This window comes from Pseudomonas sp. ATCC PTA-122608 (assembly GCF_001952855.1).
Classification (GTDB): domain Bacteria; phylum Pseudomonadota; class Gammaproteobacteria; order Pseudomonadales; family Pseudomonadaceae; genus Aquipseudomonas.
Window position 1 is genome coordinate 77,925 of sequence record NZ_LPNO01000002.1, and the last position, 25,664, is coordinate 103,588.

Consider the following 25,664-nt stretch of genomic DNA (forward strand, 5'->3'; position numbering starts at 1 on the left):
CGCGGGCGAACCATCTCGCGATCGTAACAGTGCAAATTTGGCCAGTACAAGTCGGAATCATGCAGGTCGTTTTTGCATTTATGCCCTAGGGACGATGCTGGCCCTAACGTTGGAAAACCGCGCCGATCGTCCGCCGCCGCGCATACCGCTCGCTGGCCTGGATCAGTTCTTCCAGCTCCTGCTGCGTCACGTCCAGGAACTGCTCACGCTCGGCCAGTGCCTGCTTGAGGTCTTCGGCGCTGATGCCGGGGTTTTCGATGGCCGTTGGCAGGAAGTTCGGTGCAGCGGGTTCGCTGGCTCCCTTGGGGTATCGCGTGCGCGTTGCGTTGTTATAGGCCAGGGCGCAGGCCAGCAAGGCAGCGGCGCCCAGCATCACGGCGCCCAGTTCGTGCAAGCCGATGGAAATCGATGCGGGATCAGCCAACACCAGGCTCATCGCCAGCCCGCCTGCAGGCGGGTGCAGGCAGCGCAGCCAGCAGATCAGGATGACCGTCATCCCGGCCGCCAGGCACGCGCTGCCCAACGTACGTCCCAGCACCCGCGCCACCAGCAGGGCAACGACCCCGGCACACAGGTAGCTGCCAATAATCGACCAGGGCTGGGCCAATGCTCCGGATGACACGGCAAACAGCAGAACCGCCGAGGCTCCCAGCGGGCCTATGAGGTGCAAGGCCACCTCCATGCCAAACACTTGGGCGCACACCCAAACACTGAACAAAGTGCCCAGGGACATGCCGATGGCGGCACGGCTCCATTCGGCAGGGCGGGTATTGATGGCAGCAGGTAACCAGCGAGCGAGCATTGACAGACGATCCATAAAAAGCGGGCGAAAAAAAAGGCTTGCCTGGTTTCCCGGAAAAGCCCTTCAAAAAAACAGTTCCTGCATTTGGGGGAGGAACCTGTGCAGTGTGCCCATCGGACAAGGTTGCTGCAATTGCATATTAATGCCGATCAAGTGCAGTATTTTTGCAGTTAACCGACCTAGCCAAAGGGTATCAGCCGGGTTGGCGGCGGCAGGTGGCTGCTGATCTTGCCCAGCACCCGATCATTGGTTTCCTCGTTGATCAGCAGGTTCTGTACGTTTTCCCGCAGTGACGGATCGTTGGCCAGAGGCCCCTTGAGTACTACCAGTGCATCGCGCAATCCCATGAGCCGATCCAGTTTGGGTAGCGGGAGGTAACCCACATTTACTTTGTCCAGAGATAAACACGCAACAGCTTCAGAGATTGAGGGGGCGGGCAATCGATGGTCGGACACAGAAGATTCCTCTAAATGAAATAAACGGCAGGGCTAATTGCTGTTTAAAACTTATTTATTGTTATTGCGGCTGTTTATTTAAAGCGGGATAAGTCTTGATGGCTTACTGCTACGCTCTTCGTTTTTCTAGAGATACACAGGAAGGCCCTACACCAAGCCTTTGAGGCTCTGAAAATAACTGGCAGGTAGTAATTAATTAACTCACTTGGCAGGCGAGTCTACAGTCGGGGACATGTAGCGGGAAGGGATGTTGCATCGGTAGTTGCGGATAGGTGCGTAGGATCTTTCTCGATAGTTAATATCTGGAAAGTTTCAAAGTTGAATGGAGAAAGAAGTTTCTTACGTGCACTTGGACGTATAACTACGGAAAGTACTGGCGAGGAATAAGCGGTCTACGCCGCTTATCCCGCACCCAGTATCAAGGTTGCGCTGTTTTGACCAAATGTAGCAACACATAGGGGTTCTTGTCGAACTCACCAGTCAGCACCGGTTGCAGTGAGCGAAAGCGCGGGTCGCTTAACGCCTCATAGTCCGACTGGCTCATGATCAGCCAGGCCGGTGCCTGGATCGGTGCCAGGTCGGCGGGCAACTGGGTAAACAACGGTACTCGGTCGCAATCGAGGTTGACCATGAACTTGATGGCCTTGGCGTCCTTTCCGAGCGCATGCAGTACCAGCGGCGCCGGTTGCTGCTGGGTCAGCGCATGGGCCTGGAGGGTAAAGGTGCGCGTGTCGTACAGGCGGCGTTCCAGGGGTTCGACCATCACGATATACGCCAGCCACACCGCAAGTACCGCGGAGAAGGCCGGCCCCAGGTAGCGAAGGCGCCGGTTGAACAAAAAGCCCAAGGTCAGCGTCTGGAGTGCAATCAGGATCCCGAACACCGGATTGAGGCTGCCGATCTGCTCGGGAAAGCGATGACGCGCCACGAACAAACCTGCGATCAGTAGCCCCGGAATCACCGTCCACAGCGCCAGCATCAGCCAGCGCAGCCCGGCGAACAGTTTTCCCCGTGCTACCTGGAATGGATACGCCGCGATGATCGCCGCCATGGGCAGCATCGGCAGCACATAGCGGGCCTTTTTCGCCTGGGGCACCGACAAGCCGATCATCACGATCAAGCCGGCGGCAAGGCAGTACAGCACCAGTTTCAGCGCTGGACCTTTGTCCTCGCGACCGCCAGCCGCCACCGCAAGTAGTGCCAGCAGGGCCAGCGGGTACGCCGGCGCGTAGTTGCCCAGTGAACTGCTGAAGTAATACAGCACGCTGCCGGAGCCTTCGGTACCGTCCATGCGGCCGAGGAACTGCATGCGGATCACGTCCTGCATGAAGGTTTCACCGCCGCTGAGCTTGGCCAGCAGCAACAGCAGGCCGACGCACGCTGCCAGCAACGCCAACGCCAACAGGCCAAAACTGAACAGCTGCCGCCATTGACGATTGATCAGGTAATAGCTGCACAACATGCCCGTGGGAATCACCAGGCCGATCGGCCCACGGATCGCGAACCCCAGGATCAGCAGCAGAAACAGCCAATGCAGACGACGGCAGGCGCCGAAATGGTCATGGGCATAACCCAGGTAAAACACCGCCAGGGCCACTGCAGCCAGCATCTGGTCGAGGGACACTGCGCGGGTTTCGCTGATGAAGGTACTGCTGAGCAGCAGCACCGCAATGCTCAGCAACGCCCAGCGCCGGGAGTAGGGCGCGGTCAGCCGGTAGATCAGCACCACGATCAGCGCTGAAGCAATGGCCGTCGGCAACCAGGCCGTCAGGCTGGTGACCTGCCCCAGGGGCAAGGACAGCAGCCAGGTCAGCAGTGTCGAAGTGGCCAGGTAATCGGCGTAAGGCTGGCCATACGTCGTCGGGAAGAACCCCGGCCCATGGCGCAGCATCTCCTGGGCGAACAGCACGAAGCGCGAATCAAAGCCGATGATGGCCTGGTTCCAGTTGCCCGCGATAAACAGGATCAGTGCCAGGAGCCCCAGTACCCATGAGTGTCGGCGGATCGTCGGGTTGAGCAGGGGCGGATGAACTTTGTCCACGTCTTAGGCTTCCTCGGCCTGAGGCGCCCAGTTTTGCTGGGGGATCGGCAACTGGCAGGATTCGCCGCGGCCCATCGGGAAGTACTGGATGCCTTTGCGGGCGAGGCGCTCACCGTCGTACAGGTTGCGACCGTCGAAGATCACCGGGGTTTTCAGGCGCTGCTGGATCAAGTCGAAGTCCGGTGCCTTGAACTGCTGCCATTCGGTGCAAATGATCAAGGCGTCGGAGCCGCTCAAGGTCGATTCCGGGGTACCCATCAGCATCAGGCGCGGGTCATCGCCGTAAATACGCTGGGTTTCCTGCATGGCTTCCGGGTCGAACGCCCGCACATTGGCGCCGGCAGCCCACAGGGCTTCCATCAGCACCCGGCTGGGTGCGTCGCGCATGTCGTCGGTGTTGGGTTTGAACGCCAGGCCCCACAAGGCGAAGGTTTTGCCCCGCAGGTCACCCTTGAAGAACGCGTTGGCACGCTCGAACAGCTTGCTCTTCTGGCGCTGGTTGATGGCTTCCACGGCTTCCAGCAGGTCGCTGGAGCAGTTGGCGGCCTTGGCGCTGTGGATCAGGGCGCGCATGTCCTTGGGGAAGCACGAACCGCCATAACCGCATCCCGGGTAGATAAAGTGGTAGCCGATACGCGAGTCGGCACCGATGCCCAGGCGCACGGCTTCGATGTCGGCGCCGAGGTGTTCGGCCAGTTCGGCGATCTGGTTGATGAAGCTGATCTTGGTGGCCAGCATGCAGTTGGCAGCGTACTTGGTCAGTTCGGCGCTGCGCAGGTCCATGAAGATGATGCGGTCGTGGTTGCGGTTGAACGGTGCATACAGTTCGCGCATCACCTCGCGCACTTCTTCGCGTTCGCAACCGATGACGATACGGTCCGGGCGGCGGCAGTCGGCAACGGCCGAGCCTTCCTTGAGGAATTCCGGGTTGGAGACGATATCGAAGTCCAGGTGGCGGCCCGCAACGCGCAAGGCTTTTTCCATGTGGGCGCGCAAGGTGTCGCCGGTGCCGACAGGCACGGTGGATTTTTCCACCAGGATCACTGGATCGATCCGGTGACGGGCCACCGCATCGCCTACCGACAGCACGTATTTCAAGTCGGCCGAGCCGTCTTCGTCCGAAGGCGTGCCCACGGCGATAAACAGCACTTCGCCGTGTTCGACCGCGAGTTTTTCGTCATAGGTAAACGTCAGGCGTCCGCCTTCGAGATTTTCCTTGACCATCGCCGCCAGGCCCGGCTCGAAAATGCTCACGTGGCCCTGTTGCAGCAACTTGACCTTGTTCTCGTCTACGTCCATGCAGATGACATCGTGACCGACTTCGGCCAATACAGTGGCCTGCACCAGACCGACGTAACCACTACCAAATACACTGATTTTCATGGGGCATTCCTGGGACTTGTAGTGCTAGCACGACGAGAGTTGATAGTCAGGACTCCGAGAATGACCAAGGCCACCCCCGCAGTTTTTGAAACGGAAAAATGTTCGTTGAAGACCGGCAGGCTGGCAGCCAGCAGGTACACCAACGCGTAGCTGATGCTGAGCAGCGAGTAGGCGCGCCCCAGCGGCAAATCTTTCAGGGCGCCGAGCCAGCAGAGCATCGAGAGGGCATAGGCGATGATCGCCAGGATCACCAAGCCCAGCGCGCCGAGGTCGATGGCGCCGGTGTTGAGTGCTGTCAGCCATTCAGCGGGCAGCGGCAGGCGCGTCATGCTCCAGCGCATGCCCAACTGGGCACCGCTGACCAACGCAACGCTGCCCAGGGCCAGGGCAAAACCGCGAGCGCGACTCATACCTGACGCCCCAGCAGCACCACACCGGCAATCACCAGCAGCACACCGAACCAGTGGCGGCCATCGATGTGTTCATGGAACACAAAGCGCGCCACCAGGGTGACCAGTACAAAGTTGAGGCTGAGCATCGGGTAGGCGATGCCGACTTCCAGGCGTTGCAGCACCAGCAGCCACACCAGCAAACCCAGGCCCAGGCACACCAGCGCCGACCACAGCCACGGCGAGCGCAACTTTAAGGCCCAGCCGTCGGGCTGGTCACGCCAGCCTTCCACGGCAAACTTCTGGGACACCTGGCCCATGCAGGTCAGCAGGCAGGCACCTAACAACAGCAGCAGAGTGGTCATGGCGCGCTCTGCGGGTAGATCAAAATCACGATATTGCCCTGCTCGTAACGCTTGCCGTCTTTAGGCAGCAGGTCAACTTCCTGGCGTTCGTCGTCACCTTTGACCCGCATCACCACGCCCACCGAGCCTTGTTTGCGCGCATCGCTCATCCATTGCTGGACGCTGGCGGCATCGATCTTGCGGTAAGCGGTGTCCGGGAAGGCGATGCCGTATTTCACTTCGCCAACGGTGTTGTAGAGCATCACTTCAGGCCGCTGCAGGCGCCACGACAAGGCCGATGCAGCGCCGAGGTCGTTGCTCAGCAACGCAGTGGTCGGCTGCAGTTCCTGGAGGTGATCGATGATGAACTGGTCCGGGGTCTTGTTATAAACCACCGAGTGCGGCAACGCGGCCGGCACCAGCGCCACCAGCAACCAACTGCCAATCACCGGCGCGGCCCACATCTGCAGCGGGCGGGCGGCTTGCAGCAGGTTGGCGATGATCCAGCCGAACAGGAACACGAACACCAGCACCAGGCTCAGAGTTTCCTGGCCGTGCTCATACACCGGCTTCTTCAACTGGAACCAGGTCAGGGCCAGCAGGCCCAGCACGCCGATGATCAGGTTCAGCCAGCCATTGATGCGCAATACGCGGCCACGGGCCTGGCCCAGTTTCTCGGCCAGGGTATGCCCCATCAACAACGCCAGAGGCAGCAGGCACGGCATGATGTAGGACGGCAGCTTGCCTTTGGCCAGGCTGAAGAACGCCAGCGGCATCAGTAGCCATAGCAGCAGGAAGCCGATGTTGGCACTGCGCTTTTCCAGCCACGCCTGTTTCACGGTGGACGGCAGCAACGCCATCCACGGCAGGCTGAACGCGACCAGCAGCGGCAGGTAGTACCAGAACGGCTCGGCATGTTGCGCATCGTCGCCGGCAAAGCGCTGGATGTGCTCGTGCCAGAAGAAGAAGTTCCAGTAATCCGGTTCCTGGGCATGCACCATCAGGGCCCAGGGCAGGCTCACGAGAATCGCCACGGCCACGGCCACCAGGCCATAGGTGAGCAGTTCACGGAAGCGTTTCTGCCAGAGCATGTAGGGCAGGGCGATCAACACCGGCAACAACCAGGCGAGGAAACCCTTGGTCATGAAGCCCATGCCACAGGCGAACCCGAGCAAGGCCCACGACCACAAGCGGCCACGGGTCGTGGTGCTGTCGAAACAGAACCACAGCGCGGCGCCGGTCAGGTTGACCCAGAAGGTGAACTGCGGATCGAGGTTGGCATAGCCCGCCAGGAACGCGACGCTGACGAAACTCATGTACAGCACGGCGCTGACCAGGCTCTTGCGCGGGTCGTTCCACAAACGCCGGGCCACGCAGTACACCAGCAGGATGCTCAAGCCGGTGCTCAAGGCCGAGGCGAAACGCACGCCGAACAGGTTCTGGCCGAAGATCGCCTGGCCCAGCGCGATCATCCAGTAGCCGGCCGCAGGCTTCTCGAAGTAGCGAATCCCCATGAAGTGCGGCGAAGCCCATTTGCCGGTCAGCAGCATTTCCTGGCTGATCTGCGCATAGCGGGTTTCGTCGGGAATCCATAGACCATGGGTGGCCAACGGGATCAGGTAGAACACCCCGAAAGCCAGCAGGAGCAGGGGCAGGGCCCAGCGCCGGATCATGCCTTTTGCACTCCGAGCCAGCCTTCACGGCCGCTCAGCGCACCGCGCACCAGCTGTTGCTGGGGCAGGGTGCTCAGGTCGGCGGGCAACAGGTCGCCCAACGGTTTGAATTGAATGCCGCGCTGCCCTGCCTGGGCGAGCAACTGACGAAAATCATTGGCCATCAGAATCCCTTCTACTTCTGCGTGGATCGTATAGACGTTGAGCTTCGACGGCTTGAAGCGGTCGAGGATGTACGCGTTGAAATCCTTGGCGGCCACCACCGGGCCCACGACTTCGTCGAAGGTCGGCATGTCTACCGGAATTTGTGGAGTGCCGGCACTGCCATCCGCCAGGGTTGGCCGGAACAGGCTGGTACCCCGGCAATCGCTGTTGTAACGGAAGTTGAACGATTGCTTGGCTTGCACCACGCGCTCATCGGAACGCCAGCCGGCGGCGGCTGAGCAGTCGATGCGCTCACCGAGGATGTCGCTCAAGGTGTCGACGCCACGGCGAATCTGTTCGATCAACTGTGCATCGCTCCAACTCCCGGTGTTGGCTTGCCAGCCATGGTGGTCCCAGGCGTGCAGCCCGACTTCATGCCCGGCAGCCTTGGCCTGGCGCATCAAGTGCCCCAGGTCGCGGCCAATGGGTTTGCCCGGCCAGGCGGTGCCGGCCAGCAAAATGTCCCAGCCGTACAAACCGGCAGCGTTGGAGCGCAGCATCTTCCACAGGAATTGCGGGCGGATCAGGCGCCACAAGTGGCGCCCCATGTTGTCCGGCCCGACGCTGAAGAAGAAGGTCGCCTTGACCCCGGCTTCGTCGAGCGACTCCAACAACCTTGGCACGCCTTCGCGGGTGCCTCGGTAGGTGTCGACGTCGATGCGTAGACCCGCTTGCATCAACGCTTGTCCGCGATTTCGAGCATGGCTTCACGCAGGAAGAAATCCAGGGTGTTGCCGATGGTTTCACTCATCTCGACGGTAGGCTCCCAGTTCAGCAGGCGCTTGGCGTTGTCGATGCTTGGCTTGCGGTGTGCCACGTCCTGGTAACCGGTGCCGTAGAACGCCTTGCTCTCTACGTCGCGGAAACCGGCAAACGGAGGGAAGTTGCTGCGCAGCGGGTGAGCTTCGAACTGACGCAGCAGTTCTTCGCCCAACTGACGGATGCTGGCTTCGTTCTCCGGGTTACCGATGTTGATGATCTGGCCGTTGCAGTTATCGTTGTCGTTATCGATGATGCGGGCCAGGGCTTCGATGCCGTCGGCGATGTCAGTGAAGCAGCGCTTCTGCTCGCCGCCGTCGAACAGACGGATTGGCGTGCCTTCCACCAGGTTCAGGATCAACTGGGTGATGGCGCGGGAGCTGCCGATACGGGCCGAGTCCAGGCGGTCGAGGCGCGGGCCCATCCAGTTGAATGGACGGAACAGGGTGAACTTCAGGCCTTTGTCGCCGTAAGCCCAGATCACGCGGTCCAGCAGTTGCTTGGAAACCGAGTAGATCCAGCGCTGCTTGTTGACCGGGCCCACCACCAGGTTGGAGGTGTCTTCGTCGAAGTACTGGTCCTGGCACATGCCATACACTTCGGACGTCGACGGGAAGATCACGCGCTTGTTGTACTTCACGCAGTAGCGAACCAGTTTCAGGTTCTCTTCGAAGTCCAGTTCAAATACGCGCAACGGGTTGCGGGTGTACTCGATCGGGGTGGCGATGGCTACCAGCGGCAGGACCACGTCGCACTTCTTGATGTGGTACTCGATCCACTCGGAGTGGATGCTGATGTCGCCTTCCACATAGTGGAAGTTCGGGTGGCTGCGCAGGCGCTCGATCGCGTCGGAGCCAATGTCCAGGCCGTAGATTTCGTAACGGTCATCACGCAGCAGGCGCTCGGACAGGTGGTTGCCGATAAAGCCGTTCACACCCAGGATCAGCACGCGGGTGCGGCGTGGCTTGCGGCCGGACTCGGCACCGCGCAGGACGGAACCGTCCACCAGGCCCAGTTCATCCGCCAGGGACGGGCCGGCCAGGTACAGGCCGTTTTCGTTGCGCTGGCCGAACTTGACCACCAGGGAGTCTTCGCCGCAGGCGATGCGCAGCGGGTTGACGCTGATCACGCGGCCTGGTGCCAGGCCTTCGTTGCCTTTGACGACTTCAGCGTTCCAGACGATCAGCTTGTGCTCGCCCACGGCGCAGAAGGCACCCGGGTAAGGCTGGGTAACGGCGCGTACCAGGTTGAACAGTTCTTCAGCCGGTTTTTTCCAGTCCAGCTTGCCGTCTGCTGCGGTACGACGACCGAAGTAGCTGGCTTTGCTTTCGTCTTGGGCGGTTTCGGTCAGCTTGCCTTGGGCCAGTTGTGGCAGTGCGTCGCGCAGCAGGCTGGTGGCGGCGTCACGCAGTTTGGCGTGCAAGGTCAGGCCGGTGTCGGTGCGGTCGATCACGACTTTCTGCTGGGCCAGGATCGCGCCGGCATCGGCACGCTTGACCATACGGTGCAGGGTCACGCCGGTTTCGGTTTCGCCGTTGACCAGTACCCAGTTGGCCGGTGCGCGGCCACGGTATTGTGGCAGCAGGGAGCCGTGCAGGTTGAACGCGCCTTTCTTGGCGGTGGCCAGCAGGGCTTCGCTCAGCAGGTTGCGGTAGTAGAACGAGAAAATGTAGTCCGGGTTCAGCTTGGCGATGCGCTCAATCCACAGCGGGTGGTTGGCGTCTTCCGGGGCATGCACCGGGATGCCGTTGCGGGCGCACAGTTGCGCGACGGAACCGTAGAAATTGTTTTCCTTGGGGTCATCGGCATGGGTGAACACGGCAGCAATTTCGTAACCCGCATTGAGCAGGGCTTCGATGCCTGCACAGCCAATATCGTGGTAAGCGAAGACAACAGCTTTTGAATTCATGACGAAACCTGATCGGAAGGAGAAGTAGAAGTGTGGGAGGAGGTCAGGCCGTCGACCGTGAAGGTCTCGGCCGGCGCTGCCGGTTGGTTGCGCAGCACTTTTTCAATAAAGAACCGTGGGCGGGCCCGCACATCGCTGTACATGCGGCCCAGGTATTCACCCAAGAGGCCCATGCCGATGAACTGGCCACCGGTGAACACGAACAGCACGGCGAACAGCACGAACATGCCGTCACCGGCCCAGCCGGCACCGAAGGCCAGGCGCATCACGATCAATGCGACCGCAAACAGCATGCCGAGGGCCGCCAGGCTGAAACCGACGATGCTCAACAGGCGCAATGGCGTGGTGGTCATGCAGGTCAGCAGGTCGAACATCAGGCTGATCAGGCGCATCGGGCTGTACTTGGACTCGCCGTGCTCACGCTCGGCGTGGTGCACGAGGATTTCCGTGGTGTGGCGCGCAAAGCTGTTGGCCAGGATCGGGATGAAGGTACTGCGCTCGCGGCAGGCCAGCATCGCGTCGACGATGGTGCGGCGGTAAGCGCGCAGCATGCAGCCGTAGTCGCTCATGGCGACGCCCGTGGAGCGTTGTACGGCGAGGTTGATCAAGCGCGACGGCCAGCGGCGAAAGGCTGAGTCCTGGCGGTTGTTGCGCACGGTGGCAACCACGTCGTAGCCCAAGGCGGCCTGCTCGACCAAGCGCGGGATTTCTTCCGGCGGGTTTTGCAGGTCGGCGTCCAGGGTGATCACGACGTCGCCCCGGCAATGCTCGAAGCCGGCCATGATCGCGGCGTGCTGGCCGTAGTTGCGGTTGAGGATCACCGCGACCACGTTGCTGCCTTCGAGGGCGGCGGCGTCTTCCAGCAATTGCGCGGAGTTGTCGCGGCTGCCGTCGTCCACCAGGACGATTTCGTATTCGTAGGCCAGTTGCTTGCAGGCCGCCATGGTGCGGCGCAGCAGTTCAGGCAGGCTTTCTTGTTCGTTGTAGACCGGGATAACGATCGACACGCAATGAATTGGGTAGGGTTTCAAAGATTCATTACCTCGGGGGTTAGAGCAACTTGAAGCGTAAAGACAGCAGTCATCAACAGCCTGGAGAAGCAGGCGCTTGATTAAAAATAACGTGGATTCATGGCATTCATTCGTGAGTCCTGACAGGTGACGGTGGGTCTTCCATGGCTTACGTGAGTAAAGACCAAAATGCTTAAAGGTAAAGCGGAATCAACGAGTTAACCTGCGAAGTACGGTTCGTTCTCAAGTCGTGCCGCCAAGATTAAGCGCAAAAATGTTCAACGAATATGAAACGCAGATGAAAAAGTCGTTTTTCTGGCAGGTAGACAGCTAGGGTTCAGGTAAACAACATCAATGCGCACAACCCCGTGTTCGCGGTGTGTGGCGGGGCAGTGGTGTTTTCCCGCGCGCGGGTTCATTCCTGAACAATCTTCTCTGCAATGCCGTGCAAGTGCCGGTAAAGTAAGCCATCTCTTGCCAGGGCAGTCGGATGAATAGCGTGCAGCGTTTACGGCCAATGTTGATGGTGTTGTTAATGACGGTGGCCTGGGCCACGAGTGTGCGGGCCGATGACGGCGTGGCACTGACGGCCATCGACCAGGTGCCCGATGGCGTAGAAGTGCGGGGTAAACAGGTCGGTGCCTTCACCTGGAGTGATAAACAGGGCAAGAACCTGTTGGTGCTCGCTGAGCAAGTCAGCGAACGCGACGACGACGGCGCGCAGTCGGCCTTTGTCTACGCGGCCCAGTACCTGCTCGACGGTGATCGGCCCAAGCGGGTGTGGATGCTCTACGACGACGTGCAGCATTGCGAGTTCGACGCCGGGGCGCACTACAACACCGAGGCCACCAAGGTTACCGATCTACTGGGTGACGGCATCAGCCAGGTGACGGTGGGTTACAGCCGTACCTGCACCAGCGATGTCAGCCCCAATGATTTCAAGCTGATCATGCACATCGGCAAGTCGCAGAAGTACCGCCTGCGCGGCATCGACCGCTATGGCGCCAGCTGGTGGGATGAAGACGCCGGCGCCCTGCAAGGCATGCCGTTGCCCAAGGATTGCAGCATCGTCGCCCAGCAAGCGCTGGTCAGCCAGTACAAGGAGCAGGGCACCGAGCTGCCGCTTCCCGGCTGTTATGGCGACGAGGAGGACTTTGCCAAGGCGCCCAAACCGTACCTGGCGTTCATGCGCCAGCACTGGTTTGCCTTGATGCAGAAGCAGGACACCAACTGGAGCCAGCAGCAGACGCCAGCCCCGACGGAAGACGATCAGGAATAGCCCCATGGATTGACCTGCGCTAGACTCGGCGCTCGCCAATTCACTAAATATGTCGATTAAACAGATGGTTAGTCGACATATTTAATCCAAAGGCTGATCTACCTTGACTGAGTCTACCCGCAACCCGCTGACCCTCTACCTCACCCGCCTGGCGCCTTCCAGCCAGCTGACCATGCGCTACGTGCTGCAAGACGCCGCCGACCGCCTGGGCTTTGAAGACATCAACCTCGAAGACATCGACTGGCACTTGCTGCAACCCGAACACGTTATGGCCCTGGTGGCGGCGCTGCGGGAAGACGGTTATGCGCCGAACACCTCCTCGCTGTACGTCAACGCCGTGCGCGGGGTGATGAACGAAGCCTGGCGCATGAGTCTGATCAGCCAGGACCACCTGTTGAAGATGCGCTCGGTCAAGGCCATGGCCGGCACACGGCTGAGCCAGGGTCGCAACCTGCGGCGCACCTTGATTCGTGAGTTGATGGAGGTCTGCGCCGCCGACCCGCGCCCCCAGGGCCTGCGGGATGCAGCGGTGATCGGGATCCTGTATGGCTCGGGGATGCGCAAGTCGGAGTCGGTGAATATCGAGCTGGGCCAGGTCAATTTTGACGAGCGCAGCCTGCAGGTCACCGGCAAGGGCAACAAACAACTGATCAAGTACGCGCCGGCCTGGGCCTTTGCCAAGCTGGAGGCGTGGCTTGAGTTCCGTCGCAGCCAGTTGAAACCCGGTGAGCAGGACGACAGGTTCCTGTTCAACCGCATTCGCCGGGGCAGCCATATCACCCGCGAGCGCATCACCAAGCACGCGATTTACTACATCGCCCGCCAGCGCGGCGAGCAAGTCGGCGTGAAGATCATGCCCCATGATTTCCGCCGTTCGTTCATCACCCGGGTGATTGAAGAGTACGACCTGTCCATCGCCCAGAAGCTGGCGCACCACACCAATATCCAGACCACCGCCAACTATGACGTGCGTGACGACAATGAACGGCGGCGGGCGGTGGATCGATTTGATTTGTAGCGCCCTTGCAAAAAAAAGATTGAATATTCACACCTAATGTTATTTAAATAACAAAACAAAAGCGTCACGACCTGCCTGGTCGTGACGCAACAAGGTGGAATAGCAATGGGCAAGATCGCAGTCATCGGCAGCAATATGGTGGATTTGATCACCTACATCGACCGCATGCCGGTCCAGGGCGAAACCCTGGAAGCGCCGGGCTTTGCCCTGGGTTGCGGCGGCAAAGGGGCCAACCAGGCGGTGGCGGCAGCCAAGCTTGGGGCGGATGTGTTGATGCTCAGCAAAGTCGGCGACGACATGTTTGCCGACAACACACTGGCCAACTTCCAGCGTTTTGGTATCGACACCCGTTATGTACAGCGGGTGGCCGGTGTGTCCAGCGGCGTGGCGCCGATTTTCGTGCGGGCCGACTCCCACAACAGCATTTTGATCGTCAAGGGCGCCAATGCGCATTTGCTGCCGGCGGATATCGACGCGGCGGCCGCCGACCTGCGTGAGTGCACGCTGATCGTGCTGCAACTGGAGATCAATCTGCCGACGGTCTATTACGCCATCGAATTCGCTCACCGCCATGGCATCGCCGTGCTGCTCAATCCTGCGCCGGCGTTGGCCGGGTTGAGCGCTGAGCACTTGGCGCAGCTGGATTTCCTGATCCCCAACGAATCCGAACTGGCGTTGATTACTGGCCAAGTCGTGGACTCGCCGGACTCGGCCCGCACGGCTGCACGCACCCTTGTCGCCAGCGGCATTCGTCACGTGATCGTCACCCTCGGCGAACACGGTGCGCTGTACGTGGGCGAGGAGGGCGAATTCGAGGTGCCGGGTCAGCGGGTCGACGCCCGTGACACCACCGGCGCCGGTGACGCCTTTATCGGTTGCTTCGTTCAGCACTGGAGCCGCGACGGCCAAATCCGTCATGCCATGGAGCAGGCGGTGGCGTATTCGGCGTGCTCGGTCACGGCGCTGGGTACCCAGACCTCTTATCCCGACAGCGAAGCATTCGCCCGCTTCCAGCAACAGCGCTAACGCCCTCTACCCAGCCCGGAGAACAATAATGAACAAACCTGCGCTGCAACAGACACCCGATGGTTTCTACCTGAACCGCACGCCCTGGTTCGCCTTTATCCTGCTGTGCAGCATCTTTGCCTTGTGGGCGGCAGCGGCGAGCATGAATGACGTGCTGATCGCCCACTTCAAGAAGGCGTTTTTGCTCAGTGATTTCCAGACCGCCTTTGTGCAGTCGGCGTTTTACCTGGGCTACTTCTTTGTTGCGATTCCGGCCGCGATGGTGGTTCGTCGGTTCAGCTACAAGACCACGATCCTGATCGGCCTGCTGCTGTACATGTTCGGCTGCCTGTTGTTTTTCCCGGCGGCGTCCACGGCCAAGTACGGCATGTTTTTGCTGGCGCTGTTCGTGATTGCTGCCGGCCTGTCGTTCCTGGAGACGGCGTGCAACACCTACTCGACACTGATGGGCCCACGGGAAACCGGGACCCGGCGCTTGAACATCTCCCAGACCTTTCATCCGTTCGGCGCCATGGCCGGGGTGTACGTGGGCAGCTTCGTGATGTTCAAGGACACCGACGCCACCACCCAACAACTGCAGCAGATGAGCGTCTCCGAGGCGGCGGTGCAGCAGTTGCAAATGATTCAGTCCACGTTGTTGCCCTACAAGTGGATGATCGCTGTGCTGGTGCTGATGTTTATCCTGATCGCCATCACCCGGTTCCCGGCCTGCAAGGGCAATAAGCCGGCCGACAGCAAGCCCGGGAGCCTGCGTCAAAGCCTGGGACGGCTGTGGCGTAACCCGCGCTTCACCTTTGGCGTACTCGCGCAGTTTCTGTACGTGGGCGCGCAGGTGGGCGTGTGGAGCTTCACCATCCGCCTGGCCATGCAAATGGGCGGCATGAATGAACGCAGCGCTTCATGGTTTCTGCTCACCACCTTTGCCGCCTACTTTGTCGGCAAGATGATCGCCAACTTGCTGATGCGCCGACTGCACCCGGCCAGGGTCCTGGCGATTTACGGCGTGCTGTGCATCGTGCTGCTGGCCTACACCATTCTGGTGCCGAACATCTCGGCGGTGTACGCAGCGGTCGGCGTGAGCATTTTCCTCGGCCCCTGCTGGCCGACAATCTACGGCTTGACCATCGATGGCCTGGGCGAGGACACCGGCGTCGGCGGTTCATTGCTGGTGATGAGCATTGTCGGCGGCGGAGTGATTCCGATCTTCCAGGGCCTGTTGTCCGACGCCAGCGGGGGCAACATGCAGTTGGCCTACAGCGTGCCGTTGCTGTGCTTTATCGTGATCGTGATCTATGCGGTCAAATGCCTGCGCCAGTCAGACACCGCCCCGTTGGGCTCGGCAGCAGCGGTGGCCTCATGAACACGCATATGCCGCTGTATCGTGCGGTGTTTGGCGAGCAGGAAAAGATCCTGTTGCAGTCTGGGGATTTCAAGGTCAGCGCCTGGACGTACCCGTCCGGCGTGCTGGCTGTGGCCCTGGAGAACAGCCGTGGGCGGCTTGTCGTGCTGCCTTATCAAGGGCAGATGATCTGGTCGGCCGTGTTCGACGGCTGTGACCTGACCATGAGCAACCTGTTTGAACAGCCTCGTCCCAGCCCGACGATCATCGATACCTACGGCTGCTTCATGTTCCACAGTGGCCTGCTGCGCAATGGTTGCCCGGCGCCGGATGATACGCATGCGCTGCACGGTGAAATGCCCTGCGCGCCCATGGACACGGCCTGGCTGGAAATAGGCGAGGGCTTTGTGCGCCTGGGCGGCTCGTATCAATACGCCAAGGGATTCGGTGATCGTTACCGGGCGTGCCCCAGCGTGACCCTGCGCGCCGATTCGGCCGTGTTCGACATCGACATGGACGTGACCAACCTGGCCGGCAAGCCCATGGACCTGATGTACATGGCCCACATGAACTACGCCTATGTGGCCGGCGGCCGGTTCGTCGAGCCGCTGGGTATGCAGCGCCTGCGCCTGCGTACCAGCGTGCCGGACCACGTCAAGCCAACACCCGACTGGAGCGCCTACATGGCGCAGCTGGCCGAGCATCCAGCCCAGTTGGCCTGCCTCGATCAGCCGGCGCTGTATGACCCTGAGATTGTGTTTTTCTTAGACGGCGTGGGTACCGACGCCACGGGCCACGCGCACTTTCTGCTGGAGCATAGCGATGGCGCGGCGTTCTACACCCGTTACCTTCCCGAACAGTTCGAGCACGCCGCACGCTGGATTCTGCACACGCCGGATCAACAAGTGGCGGCCTTCGTGCTCCCGTCAACCTGCGAGCCCGAAGGCTATAACGCCGAGAAAGCCAAAGGTCACGTGCGTCAGCTGGCAGCCGGGGCCAGCGCTTCGTTCAGCGTGACCACCGGCTACTTGAATGCGCAAGAGCGGCAGCGGTTGCTGGATTAGACCAGCAATTGCGCGCCGCTGGCCTGAATGGCGTCCTTGTAGGCGCGGGGGATTTTCTTGTCGCTGACCACGTACTGAAAGTCGCCCAGGGTGGCGAAGTGAGCGGTGCGCACTGTGTCGAATTTGCTGAAGTCGGCGAGCAGCACCCGTTGCTGGGCCTGGCGCAGGACCTTTTGCTTGACCTCGACTTCATTGAAGTTGAAGCACGTCACGCCGAACTCCTGACTGACGCCCGCGGCGGTCACGAAGGCCCACGTCAGGCGCACGCTGTCGAGAATGCTGCTTTCGGCACTGCTTTCAAACACCTGGTTCTTGCGGTGAAAAGTGCCGCCGCATAACACGATGTGGCAGTTGGGCTTGTTCTGCAGCCTGAGCAGCACGTTCAACGAGCTGCACACCGCGGTGAACTCCAGCTCATCAGGGATGAAATCAATGACAAAGGGCGAGGTGGTGCCGCAGTCGAAAAATACCGTGTCACCGGGTTGTATCAACCGGGCGGCGAGCTTGCCGATGCGACGCTTTTCCTCGACGTGGCGCGTGTCCTGATCGGCTACCCGATAATCGCTGGCCTCGCTGCCGACCCGGGTGATATGGCCACCGAGCAGGCGCAAGTGATCGGTGAAGTGGCTCAGATCCCGGCGCAGGGTCATCTCGGACACGTCCAGCAGCGCGGCCATTTCCCTCAGGTGAATGGCGTTCTGGTCCTGCAAGGCTTGTTGGATAAGCTTGAGTCGCTCGGCTTTTCTACTGTCCACGAGTATTCCAGGGCTTGATTGTTTGTGTTAAATAAGTAACATTAAGTGTGAGTATTGTAACGTATTTTATGTGAGCGCTGTGACAAGCGGTACACGAACATTGGCAACATACAGGCAAGGACTCGTTAAATGAACACTCTTCAACCCGCAGCACTGGCGAAGTACATCGATCACACCTTGCTGGCTCCCGACGCCTCCCGTGAGCAGATCCGCACCTTGTGCGAAGAAGCCCGGGAACATGGCTTTTATTCGGTGTGCGTGAATTCAGGCCAGGTGCCTTACGCCGCGTCGTGCCTGACCGACGATAGCGTGGTGATTTGTGCGGTGGTGGGTTTCCCGCTGGGTGCCGGCCTGAGTGATACCAAGGCATTTGAAGCCCAACGGGCAATTGCCGCCGGGGCAGGGGAGATCGATATGGTGCTCAATATCGGTTGGTTGAAGGAAGGGCTGCTGGACGCGGTGCGCGATGACATTGCCTTGGTCCACAAGACCTGCGGCGCCGTGCCGTTGAAAGTGATCCTGGAAACCTGCCTGCTCGACGACGAACAGAAAGTCCAGGCGTGCGAGATCTGCCGGGATTTGGGCGTGGCGTTCGTCAAGACGTCCACCGGGTTCAGCCGCAGCGGCGCAACGGTCGAAGACGTGGCACTGATGCGCAAAACCGTGGGTGCCGGGGTTGGGGTCAAGGCCTCCGGTGGCGTGCGCGATTATGAGACGGCGATCAAGATGATCAATGCCGGGGCAACACGTCTGGGCAGCAGTTCGGGGATAGCGATTGTGGGCGGCGTGATGACGGCCGCGAGCGGTTACTGATCCAGATCCGATTGACTGTAGGCCCGCCTGTAACCTGATCCGCCAACTGCCTTGAACTCTGCCCGGCACCCGCGCTCGCAATAAGTAGGGCGCGGGTTTTGCCGCGTGCCGTGTTCATTCAGTCAAGGGAGCAGACCATGGATACCTACAACATCAACAAGACCGGCACGGGTTGGGCACTGACCAAGCAGGGCTCGGCGCGGCCGTCGAAAACGGCGGAAACCAAAGAGGCGATCGTTGAGTTGGCGAAGGAATTTCTCAGCGACAAGACGGCGTCGCTGAGGATTCACAGCATGGACGGGCGGATTCAGGAGGAGCGCACGTACCCGCGCAAAGCTGATCCGACACGATCTCCAGGCTAACCGAGTACCAAATGTGGGAGCGGGCTTGCTCGCGAAAGCGGAGTGTCAGGCACTACATGTGTGACTGATCCACCGCCTTCGCGAGCAAGCCCGCTCACACACTGGATTGACGTCCGGCCTTAGAGAATCGGCTTGCCACCGGTCACCGCATAGCGCGAGCCCGAGATGTAACTCGCCTCATCCGACGCCAGCAGCACATAGATCGGTGCCACTTCCACCGGCTGTCCCGGGCGGCCCAGTGGCGTCTCGCTGCCAAAGCTGTTCACGTCCTCATCGGGCATGGTCGAGACAATCAACGGCGTCCAGATCGGCCCTGGCGCCACACTGTTCACACGGATGCCCTTGCTGCCCAAGAGTTGCGCCAGGCCGCCGGTAAAGTTGGCAATTGCGCCCTTGGTGGCCGCATACGCCAGCAACGTCGGCTTGGGCATATCGGAGTTCACCGAACTGGTATTGATGATCGACCCGCCGGCCTTCATATGTGGCAGGGCCGCCTTGCAGATGCGAAACATCGCAGTGATGTTGATATCGAAGGTCTTGACCCATTCCTCGTCGGGAATCTCTTCCAGAGTCTCGTGGGTCATCTGGAACGCTGCGTTATTCACCAGCACGTCGATACGCCCGAACTGCTCGACGGTTTGGTCGACAATCGCCTGGCAGTTGGCCTTTTGCGCGAGGTCCCCGGGTAACAGCAGGCACTGGCGACCGGCTTCTTCCACCCAGCGTGCGGTTTCCTTCGCGTCCTCGTGTTCATCCAGGTAGGCGATGGCCACGTCGGCACCTTCACGGGCAAAGGCAATCGCCACGGCGCGGCCGATGCCGCTGTCGGCGCCGGTGATCAGGGCGATCTTGTTGGCCAGGCGGCCGGAGCCGGTGTAGCTCTTTTCGCCGCAGTCGGGGTAGGGGTCCATCTTCTTCTGCGAACCGGGAACGGATTGGGCCTGGCTGGCGAAAGGTGGGCGTGGGTAGTCAGTCATCTCAATCTCCATAGATCACAACGGGTTCTATGGATTAGTAATTTTGCGCGCGGCAATAGTTGTAATCGATTCCCGCCAGGCCCGACGAATGGTTGCAATCAACCGTGCTGGCAGGCATCGCCCAGGCGCATGTAGTCCAGCTCATGCCGCACGCCGTGGCTGTCGATGTAGACCATGTGGCCCTTGACCGGACCGCACTCGGTGGATGATTCGGTACTGACCCGCACCACCTTGGCGATATCCAGGTCCTGAGAGTAGTCGTACGTCTCGCTGGCGGGTGCGCTGGCACTCACAGTGGGCGCCGTGGCTTCGCCCTGGGCGATGGCCAGTGTGCTGAACAGGCCCAGCACGGCAATAAGCAGATAACGCATGAGAACCTCCGGCACCACGAAGGTGGTGGCTTGACTGTGGGGCTCATTCTACAAAGCGCCTGCCGGGGGGATGAACGCCTGCGGGCCAATAGCAGACATCAGCCAAATCGATGCGCGCAGGCGCTTATATTCATTTGAGAGTAACAGCTGATTTTTTATTACTTCCAAAGCCCGATACCTCTGCGGCACAGTCGCTGCCTTTATTCCAGGCCCCGACTCAGGGGGCGTTGGCGGATGATTGTTGAGACGGGCGATAGGTCTCGTAAGGGAGCAAGGCATGGGTGTCAGTCAGGCCCTCGGTTACCCATTGATTGGGCAGATGTTCCAAAAGGATTACCAGTGGTTGTGCAGCTCAGTCAGGCGAACCTTGGGGTGTCATCACAGCGCACAGGACATTGCCTCGGAAACCTTCCTGCGGGTGTTGTCGCTACCGGACCCCGCCGCTATTCGCGAACCTCGGGCGCTGTTGACCACCATCGCCCGGCGCCTGGTTTACGAGGGCTGGCGTCGGCAGGACCTGGAACGTGCGTACCTTGAAAGCCTGGCCCACGCGCCCGTGCCGGTGAACCCGTCACCCGAAGAGCGGGTGTTGGTCATTGAGGCTTTGCTGGCCGTGGATCGCCTGCTGGACGGGCTGTCCGCCAAGGCCAAGGCGGCGTTTCTTTACCATCAACTGGACGGCCTGACCTACAGCCAGATCGGCGAGCGCTTGCAGGTCTCCACCAGCCGTGTACAGCAATACATGGCCGATGCCTTCAAGCGCTGCTACCTGGTGATGGCCCAGCCATGAGCCTTTTGCGCCCGGAAGAAACCGTGGTGGAGGAGGCCGCGCGGTGGATGGCCCTGCTGCAATCGGAGCACGCCAGCACTCAGGAACGGCAGGCCTTCGAGACGTGGTGCGCGGCTGACATTCGTCACCGCCAGGTAATTGATCAAATGAGCGGTGGCATGGGGCTGTTGCGCAATCATGCATTGCGCGGAGTGCCCAGCGAGCACCTTTTGCATAGCCTGAAAGCACCGTCCAGCCGTCGACGTTTTGTCGCTGGCAGCCTGGGTATCGTCGCGTTGGCAGCGCTGTTTCTCGGTCGTCGCCAGGGCTGGTTGGGGGATACCGGCGAGCTGTCCACTGGCACTGGGGAGCGTAAACACTTCACGCTGGACGACGGCAGCTTGCTGACGCTGAACGCACAGAGCCGGGCGATTGCGCGTTTCGATGCACACCGGCGTGTGCTGGAGTTACGGGATGGGGAGTTGCTGGTGGACGTGGCCAAGGACCCGGCGCGGCCCTTCGTGGTGCAAACCCGGCATGGCCAGATTCGCGCGTTGGGTACCCGATTCCTGGTGCAGCGTTACGAAGCGTCCACCCGTCTGTTGATGCTGCATTCGCGAGTGGAAGTGGTCACTCAGGACGGCGCGCGTCAAATCGTGGAGGCGGGGCAGAGCATGCGGTTTGATCAACAGCACACCTTTGGCCTTGGCCCCCTCAAGGGCGATGAAACCGGTTGGACCCAAGGACGCCTTGAAGTCCACGACCGGGCGTTAAGCGAAGTGATCGACAGCCTGCGCAGCTATCGCCCCGGGATTCTGCGCCTGAGCCCCAATGTGGCGCAGCTGCGCCTGAGCGGCATCTATCCCCTGGACGATACGGACCGCACCCTGCAGTTGCTGGAGAATTCATTACCGATTCGCGTGACGTATCACAGCGCCTATTGGGTAAGTATTGAGGCCCGTTAAACCGGTTATAAACTCATAGCATCTTCGCCTAAACACCGCCCTATAAAAACGCGTCTGCCGCTGCTCAACCCCTGTAGACACATTCAACAGGGAGATCCTCGATGTTCTTATTCAAACAACAATTACCTCGACTGACGCTGGCGGCGGCGTTGGCGATGGGTGTCTGCAGCACCTGCGTAATGGCCCAGGAAGCGGCCAGCCAGGTGTTCAGCTTTGATATCGCCGGCGGTCCGCTCGATACGGTGCTGCTGGATATTTCCCGGCAGACCGGCGTGATGATTTCCTTCAATCAGCAGTTGGTTCAGGGCAAGCGCAGCGCCCCCATTCGCGGAGATTTGGGCAGCCTGCAAGCGGTGGACAAAGCGTTACAGGGCAGCGGCCTGCAAGTCAGCGACAGCGAACAGGGGCTGACGGTGCACGCAGCGCCCGTGACCTCCACCAACGCCGTCCCGGCCGCGGGGAAAAGTACTGACTACCGTATGGAAAAAGTCACAGTGACCGGCTCGGCGATTCGTCGGGTGGACGCGGAAACGGCCGTGCCGGTGACCATCCTGCGGGTCGAGCAATTGCGCGAGCAGGGTGTGAGCACTACCGAGGAGTTGATTAGCCGCATCTCGGCGAACCAATCTTCCGTTGGCTCCGGGCGTTCGGTGGGTTCCAGCAGCGGCGGTGCAGCGTTTGCCGACTTGCGCGGGATTGGCGCGAACAAAACCCTGGTGCTGCTCAACGGCCGGCGCCTGAGCAACAACGCCGTCAACACCACCAACGGCTCCGGGGTGGACTTGAACACCATCCCGTTCGCCGCTATCGACCGTGTGGAAGTGCTGCGCGATGGCGCGTCGGCGCTGTACGGCACCGACGCGATCGGTGGGGTGATCAACTTCATCACCAAGACCAGCCTGACCGGCGGCCAGCTCTCGACCAATTACGATTCGCCGACCCGCTCCGGCGGTGGTGACAGCCATAACTTCAGCGGCAGTTATGGTTTTGGCGACCTTGAAGACGACCGCTTCAACGTATTTGGCGTGGTCAGCTATGACAAGCAGACGCGCCTGGCCGCCAAGGACCGCGACTACACCTACAACTACCAGCCCGGTCGCGGCCTGGATTTCACCTCGGGCACCGCCGCCCCGGCGAACTGGAGCCAGGGCAGCAACGCGACCAACCCGCTGGCCGGCTCCGGCTGTAACTCCCCCGGGTTGCTGTCACGCAATGGCATCTGCCGCCAAAGCCTGTGGAGTTACCTGGACCTGGTGCCGGAAACCGAAAAAACCTCGGCCTTTGCCAAAGCCACCGGCAAGCTGGCCGATGACCACACCGTGAGCCTTGAGTACTTCTGGGCGCGCAACGAAAACCGCACGCAGATCGGCCCGGGGACCCTGATGGGCGCCCAAGTGAATCCGAGAACGGCGTTCTATCCGGGCAACGGCATCACTCCGGGCCCGACGGGTTTTGCCCTGGACCCAACACAACCCGTGGATGTGAACTGGCGCGAAACCGACGCCGGGGCGCGCAAGCACGAAGATGACAACACCAGCCAGCGCCTGCTGCTGAGCTTCGAGGGCAACGTGGCGAACTGGGACTACAACGTCGGTGCGTCCTACAACCAGAACAAAGTGGTGCAAACCATTCTGGACGGTTATGTGAACGACCAGACCATCAGCCAGGGTATCGCCAACGGCGTGATCAACCCGTTCGGGCCGCAGAGCGAAGCGGGCAGGGCGTTGCTCGCCTCCAGCCGCGTCGATGGCGATTACGCCACTGCCGTGGGCCGAGTGAAGAGTATCGACGGTCGCGTCAGCCGTGAAATCGGCGACTGGTTTGGCGCAGGTCCCACAGGCCTGGCGCTGGGTGGCGAATACCGCAAGGAAGATTTTCACCAGGACTTCGCCCAATTCGCCGAGACCGTGCAGAGCCTCGGCGTAGACCCCAATGGTGCGGTACGCGGCAATCGCAGCGTCTCGGCCGAGTACGCCGAGGTGAATGTGCCGGTGCTCGAAAGCCTGGAGCTGTCCGCGGCGGTGCGTCATGACAAATACAGCGACTTCGGCAGCACCACCAACCCGAAATACTCGTTCCGTTTTCAGCCATTCAAAGAGCTGGTGGTTCGCGGCGCCTACAGCGAAGGGTTCCGTGCGCCGTCGCTGTATGAGTTGTACAACCCGACCTACACCAGCTACACCGTGGCCAACTACAACGACCCGCGCCTGTGCCCGGGCGGTACGCCGGCCAATGGAGGGATCGGTAACCGCGACTGCGCCCAACAGTTCCGCCGGCAAACGGGCGGCAACGGCAGCTTGAGCCCGGAAACCGCACGTAACGTGACCTTTGGCTTCGTGTTTCAACCGATTGAGCGCCTCAGTGCCGCCCTGGATTTCTGGTGGATCACCATCGCCAACCAGATCGCCGAGTTCCCCGAGTCCTCGGTATTTGACGACCCGGATGCCTACGGCGACCGCTTGATTCGCAAGGCCGACGGCTCCATCGATCACATCGTTACCGGCCTGGCCAACCTCGGGAAAACCAAGACCAACGGCGTGGATGTGAGTTTCGATTACCGCTTCCCGAGCACCGCCATCGGTGACTTCGGGATCGGCCTGCAAGGCACCTACGTCAACGAATACAAATACCAACAGGAGCTCAAAGGCGACTACATCGACAAACTCGGTGATTTTCGTGGCGGCGAATTCTCCACCGCTGGCGCCGTTGCACGCTGGCGCCACAGCCTGACCGGCACCTGGGCCCGCGGACCGCTGGGCGTCAGCCTGACCAACCGCTACACCAGTGGCTATCACGACTCGGACCCGGAAACCCATGATTCCGTAGGCTCCTACAATGTCTGGGACCTGGCGGGTACCTACAACTGGAACAAGTCCCTGGCCGTCACATTGGGCGCGAAGAACCTGTTCGACCGCGCGCCGCCATTCAGCAACCAGACCTACGCGTTCCAGAGCGGGTACGACCCCAAGTACGCCGACCCGTTTGGGCGGATCCTCTACACCCGAGTCAGTTACAACTTCTGATTTTTCATCAGGTCTGGACGCTGCTCTATAAATTAGGCTGGTTCGCTGCACCTACCTCCTAGGTGCAGCGTGATTCTCCTGTCCATAACCTTATTCCAAAACGGTATTTCCGCGCCCTTCATAAGACTCCTTATGATCACGTCATAACTCGTTATGACAAGTGACCCTGATGAACGAATCAACCGTCGCCTTATCCCCTCTGTCCAGCGTTCCGCTGCATGCCCAACTGCGGGATCTACTGCGCAGCCGCATCCTCGATGGTGAGTACGCGCCGAATACCCAGATGCCTTCCGAAAGCGAGCTGGGTGCGCGCTTCAAAGTCAGCCGCATCACCGTGCGCCAGGCCTTGGGTGATCTGCAAAAGGAAGGTCTGATCTACAAGATCCACGGCAAGGGTACCTTCGTCTCCAAGCCCAAGGCTTATCAGAACGTCAGTACTCTGCAAGGGTTGGGCGAGTCCATGACCGAGCGCGGCTATGAAGTGATCAACCGTCTGCGCAGCTACCGCTTTGTGCCCGCTGACAAGTTGGTGGCCGAGCGCCTGGGCGTGGAGGAGGGCACCACTGTCACGCAGATCAAGCGCGTACGGCTGATCAACCGCGAGCCGGTGTCGCTGGAAATCACCTACCTCAGCCAGGCCCTGGGCGAACGCCTGGAAAACGCCGACCTGGTGACCCGCGACATCTTTCTGATCCTGGAGAACGACTGCGGCCTGCAACTGGGTCACGCCGATGTGGCGATTGACGCGGTGCTCGCCGACAGCGAACTGACCCAGGCGCTGAACGTGGAGGCGGGTTCGCCGATCATGCGCATCGAGCGCCTGACCCACACCGCCGACGGCCAGCCGGTGGACTTTGAACACCTGTATTACCGCGGCGATGCGTTTCAGTACCGCCTGCGCATCGACCGTCAGCGAGGTAGCCGCCCGTGAGCC

Annotated in this window: 24 protein-coding genes; 11 read left to right on the forward strand and 13 right to left on the reverse strand. The window is 60.6% G+C overall.

The features are described 5' to 3' along the window. Positions 1–103: 103 nt before the first annotated feature. From AU074_RS02930 to arnC, 10 genes are all read right to left on the reverse strand, one after another. Positions 104–802: an HPP family protein gene (locus AU074_RS02930; protein ID WP_076013420.1), complete on the reverse strand. Its 699-nt coding sequence runs from the start codon at positions 800–802 to the stop codon at positions 104–106. Between the two features lie 179 nt (positions 803–981). Next, a complete protein-coding gene (locus AU074_RS32955) occupies positions 982–1,161 on the reverse strand; it encodes a type VI secretion system contractile sheath small subunit (RefSeq protein ID WP_256576841.1) in 180 nt (59 codons plus the stop codon). A 514-nt stretch (positions 1,162–1,675) separates the two neighbouring features. Beyond that, positions 1,676–3,298 carry a glycosyltransferase family 39 protein gene (locus AU074_RS02940; RefSeq protein ID WP_076013422.1) on the reverse strand — a complete coding sequence of 541 codons (1,623 nt, stop codon included), beginning with the start codon at positions 3,296–3,298 and terminating at the stop codon, positions 1,676–1,678. Between the two features lie 3 nt (positions 3,299–3,301). Beyond that, positions 3,302–4,681, reverse strand: a complete 1,380-nt coding sequence (locus AU074_RS02945; protein WP_076013423.1) for a UDP-glucose/GDP-mannose dehydrogenase family protein — start codon at positions 4,679–4,681, stop codon at positions 3,302–3,304. Then, positions 4,678–5,091, reverse strand: coding sequence for a 4-amino-4-deoxy-L-arabinose-phosphoundecaprenol flippase subunit ArnF (arnF, locus tag AU074_RS02950; protein WP_076013424.1), 414 nt, complete (start codon positions 5,089–5,091; stop codon positions 4,678–4,680). The genes AU074_RS02945 and arnF overlap by 4 nt, the downstream gene beginning before the upstream one ends. Further along, positions 5,088–5,435 (reverse strand): 4-amino-4-deoxy-L-arabinose-phosphoundecaprenol flippase subunit ArnE, encoded by a 348-nt coding sequence (arnE, locus tag AU074_RS02955; protein ID WP_003217625.1) that lies wholly within the window; start codon positions 5,433–5,435, stop codon positions 5,088–5,090. The genes arnF and arnE overlap by 4 nt, the downstream gene beginning before the upstream one ends. Further along, positions 5,432–7,087 carry a lipid IV(A) 4-amino-4-deoxy-L-arabinosyltransferase gene (arnT, locus tag AU074_RS02960; RefSeq protein ID WP_076013425.1) on the reverse strand — a complete coding sequence of 552 codons (1,656 nt, stop codon included), beginning with the start codon at positions 7,085–7,087 and terminating at the stop codon, positions 5,432–5,434. The genes arnE and arnT overlap by 4 nt, the downstream gene beginning before the upstream one ends. Then, a complete protein-coding gene (arnD, locus tag AU074_RS02965; protein ID WP_076013426.1) occupies positions 7,084–7,968 on the reverse strand; it encodes a 4-deoxy-4-formamido-L-arabinose-phosphoundecaprenol deformylase in 885 nt (294 codons plus the stop codon). Before arnD ends, arnT begins: the two co-directional genes overlap by 4 nt. Continuing rightward, positions 7,968–9,959, reverse strand: coding sequence for a bifunctional UDP-4-amino-4-deoxy-L-arabinose formyltransferase/UDP-glucuronic acid oxidase ArnA (arnA, locus tag AU074_RS02970; RefSeq protein WP_076013427.1), 1,992 nt, complete (start codon positions 9,957–9,959; stop codon positions 7,968–7,970). The genes arnD and arnA overlap by 1 nt, the downstream gene beginning before the upstream one ends. Next, positions 9,956–10,990: an undecaprenyl-phosphate 4-deoxy-4-formamido-L-arabinose transferase gene (gene arnC, locus AU074_RS02975; protein ID WP_076013428.1), complete on the reverse strand. Its 1,035-nt coding sequence runs from the start codon at positions 10,988–10,990 to the stop codon at positions 9,956–9,958. Before arnC ends, arnA begins: the two co-directional genes overlap by 4 nt. 469 nt (positions 10,991–11,459) lie before the next feature. Between arnC and AU074_RS02980 the strand changes: the two genes are divergently transcribed. The 5 genes from AU074_RS02980 (at position 11,460) to AU074_RS03000 (ending at position 16,695) form a co-directional block, all read left to right on the forward strand. Next, positions 11,460–12,248, forward strand: coding sequence for a M949_RS01915 family surface polysaccharide biosynthesis protein (locus tag AU074_RS02980; protein ID WP_076013429.1), 789 nt, complete (start codon positions 11,460–11,462; stop codon positions 12,246–12,248). Positions 12,249–12,351: 103 nt separating this feature from the next. Next, on the forward strand, positions 12,352–13,266 hold the full coding sequence (xerC, locus tag AU074_RS02985; protein WP_017480337.1) for a tyrosine recombinase XerC: 915 nt from the start codon (positions 12,352–12,354) through the stop codon (positions 13,264–13,266). A gap of 105 nt (positions 13,267–13,371) precedes the next feature. Beyond that, entirely contained in the window at positions 13,372–14,292 is a 921-nt protein-coding gene (rbsK, locus tag AU074_RS02990) for a ribokinase (protein WP_076013430.1), read from the forward strand. Between the two features lie 28 nt (positions 14,293–14,320). Continuing rightward, positions 14,321–15,652, forward strand: a complete 1,332-nt coding sequence (gene fucP, locus AU074_RS02995) for an L-fucose:H+ symporter permease (RefSeq protein ID WP_076013431.1) — start codon at positions 14,321–14,323, stop codon at positions 15,650–15,652. Beyond that, positions 15,649–16,695, forward strand: a complete 1,047-nt coding sequence (locus tag AU074_RS03000; protein ID WP_076013432.1) for an aldose 1-epimerase family protein — start codon at positions 15,649–15,651, stop codon at positions 16,693–16,695. The genes fucP and AU074_RS03000 overlap by 4 nt, the downstream gene beginning before the upstream one ends. Here AU074_RS03000 and deoR read toward each other — a convergent pair. Continuing rightward, entirely contained in the window at positions 16,692–17,450 is a 759-nt protein-coding gene (gene deoR / locus AU074_RS03005; RefSeq protein WP_076013433.1) for a DNA-binding transcriptional repressor DeoR, read from the reverse strand. The genes AU074_RS03000 and deoR overlap by 4 nt on opposite strands. Positions 17,451–17,579: 129 nt before the next feature. Between deoR and deoC the strand changes: the two genes are divergently transcribed. Both deoC and AU074_RS03015 read left to right on the forward strand, forming a co-directional pair. Beyond that, a complete protein-coding gene (deoC, locus tag AU074_RS03010; protein WP_076013434.1) occupies positions 17,580–18,263 on the forward strand; it encodes a deoxyribose-phosphate aldolase in 684 nt (227 codons plus the stop codon). 137 nt (positions 18,264–18,400) lie between these two features. Further along, positions 18,401–18,625 carry a DUF2188 domain-containing protein gene (locus tag AU074_RS03015; RefSeq protein ID WP_003217639.1) on the forward strand — a complete coding sequence of 75 codons (225 nt, stop codon included), beginning with the start codon at positions 18,401–18,403 and terminating at the stop codon, positions 18,623–18,625. A gap of 119 nt (positions 18,626–18,744) precedes the next feature. On the opposite strand, the gene AU074_RS03020 is transcribed toward AU074_RS03015, so the two are convergent. Further along, a complete protein-coding gene (locus tag AU074_RS03020; protein ID WP_003217640.1) occupies positions 18,745–19,602 on the reverse strand; it encodes an SDR family oxidoreductase in 858 nt (285 codons plus the stop codon). A 98-nt stretch (positions 19,603–19,700) separates the two neighbouring features. Then, positions 19,701–19,973, reverse strand: coding sequence for a DUF2790 domain-containing protein (locus AU074_RS03025; protein ID WP_076013435.1), 273 nt, complete (start codon positions 19,971–19,973; stop codon positions 19,701–19,703). Positions 19,974–20,250: 277 nt separating this feature from the next. Here AU074_RS03025 and AU074_RS03030 point away from each other — a divergent pair, with 277 nt between their 5' ends. From AU074_RS03030 to AU074_RS03045, 4 genes are all read left to right on the forward strand, one after another. Beyond that, a complete protein-coding gene (locus AU074_RS03030) occupies positions 20,251–20,763 on the forward strand; it encodes a sigma-70 family RNA polymerase sigma factor (RefSeq protein ID WP_076013436.1) in 513 nt (170 codons plus the stop codon). After that, positions 20,760–21,707, forward strand: a complete 948-nt coding sequence (locus AU074_RS03035) for a FecR domain-containing protein (RefSeq protein WP_076013437.1) — start codon at positions 20,760–20,762, stop codon at positions 21,705–21,707. The genes AU074_RS03030 and AU074_RS03035 overlap by 4 nt, the downstream gene beginning before the upstream one ends. 101 nt (positions 21,708–21,808) lie before the next feature. After that, positions 21,809–24,730 (forward strand): TonB-dependent receptor, encoded by a 2,922-nt coding sequence (locus AU074_RS03040; protein WP_076013438.1) that lies wholly within the window; start codon positions 21,809–21,811, stop codon positions 24,728–24,730. Positions 24,731–24,899: 169 nt separating this feature from the next. Next, the gene (locus AU074_RS03045) at positions 24,900–25,661 is read left to right on the forward strand and encodes a GntR family transcriptional regulator (protein ID WP_076013439.1); all 762 of its coding nucleotides are present in this window, start codon (positions 24,900–24,902) and stop codon (positions 25,659–25,661) included. Positions 25,662–25,664 lie beyond the last annotated feature (3 nt).

Bases quoted from the DNA above. Each gene is read 5' to 3' on its own strand.
- AU074_RS03025 (WP_076013435.1), bottom strand. From the start codon at position 19,973: ATGCGTTATCTGCTTATTGCCGTGCTGGGCCTGTTCAGCACACTGGCC.
- arnD (WP_076013426.1), bottom strand. From the start codon at position 7,968: ATGCAAGCGGGTCTACGCATCGACGTCGACACCTACCGAGGCACCCGC.
- rbsK (WP_076013430.1), top strand. From the start codon at position 13,372: ATGGGCAAGATCGCAGTCATCGGCAGCAATATGGTGGATTTGATCACC.
- AU074_RS03020 (WP_003217640.1), bottom strand. From the start codon at position 19,602: ATGACTGACTACCCACGCCCACCTTTCGCCAGCCAGGCCCAATCCGTT.
- AU074_RS02980 (WP_076013429.1), top strand. From the start codon at position 11,460: ATGAATAGCGTGCAGCGTTTACGGCCAATGTTGATGGTGTTGTTAATG.
- arnF (WP_076013424.1), bottom strand. From the start codon at position 5,091: ATGAGTCGCGCTCGCGGTTTTGCCCTGGCCCTGGGCAGCGTTGCGTTG.
- AU074_RS03040 (WP_076013438.1), top strand. From the start codon at position 21,809: ATGTTCTTATTCAAACAACAATTACCTCGACTGACGCTGGCGGCGGCG.
- deoC (WP_076013434.1), top strand. From the start codon at position 17,580: ATGAACACTCTTCAACCCGCAGCACTGGCGAAGTACATCGATCACACC.
- AU074_RS03000 (WP_076013432.1), top strand. From the start codon at position 15,649: ATGAACACGCATATGCCGCTGTATCGTGCGGTGTTTGGCGAGCAGGAA.
- AU074_RS02930 (WP_076013420.1), bottom strand. From the start codon at position 802: ATGCTCGCTCGCTGGTTACCTGCTGCCATCAATACCCGCCCTGCCGAA.
- arnE (WP_003217625.1), bottom strand. From the start codon at position 5,435: ATGACCACTCTGCTGCTGTTGTTAGGTGCCTGCCTGCTGACCTGCATG.
- arnA (WP_076013427.1), bottom strand. From the start codon at position 9,959: ATGAATTCAAAAGCTGTTGTCTTCGCTTACCACGATATTGGCTGTGCA.
- fucP (WP_076013431.1), top strand. From the start codon at position 14,321: ATGAACAAACCTGCGCTGCAACAGACACCCGATGGTTTCTACCTGAAC.
- AU074_RS03030 (WP_076013436.1), top strand. From the start codon at position 20,251: ATGGGTGTCAGTCAGGCCCTCGGTTACCCATTGATTGGGCAGATGTTC.
- AU074_RS03015 (WP_003217639.1), top strand. From the start codon at position 18,401: ATGGATACCTACAACATCAACAAGACCGGCACGGGTTGGGCACTGACC.
- arnT (WP_076013425.1), bottom strand. From the start codon at position 7,087: ATGATCCGGCGCTGGGCCCTGCCCCTGCTCCTGCTGGCTTTCGGGGTG.
- AU074_RS03035 (WP_076013437.1), top strand. From the start codon at position 20,760: ATGAGCCTTTTGCGCCCGGAAGAAACCGTGGTGGAGGAGGCCGCGCGG.
- AU074_RS03045 (WP_076013439.1), top strand. From the start codon at position 24,900: ATGAACGAATCAACCGTCGCCTTATCCCCTCTGTCCAGCGTTCCGCTG.
- AU074_RS02945 (WP_076013423.1), bottom strand. From the start codon at position 4,681: ATGAAAATCAGTGTATTTGGTAGTGGTTACGTCGGTCTGGTGCAGGCC.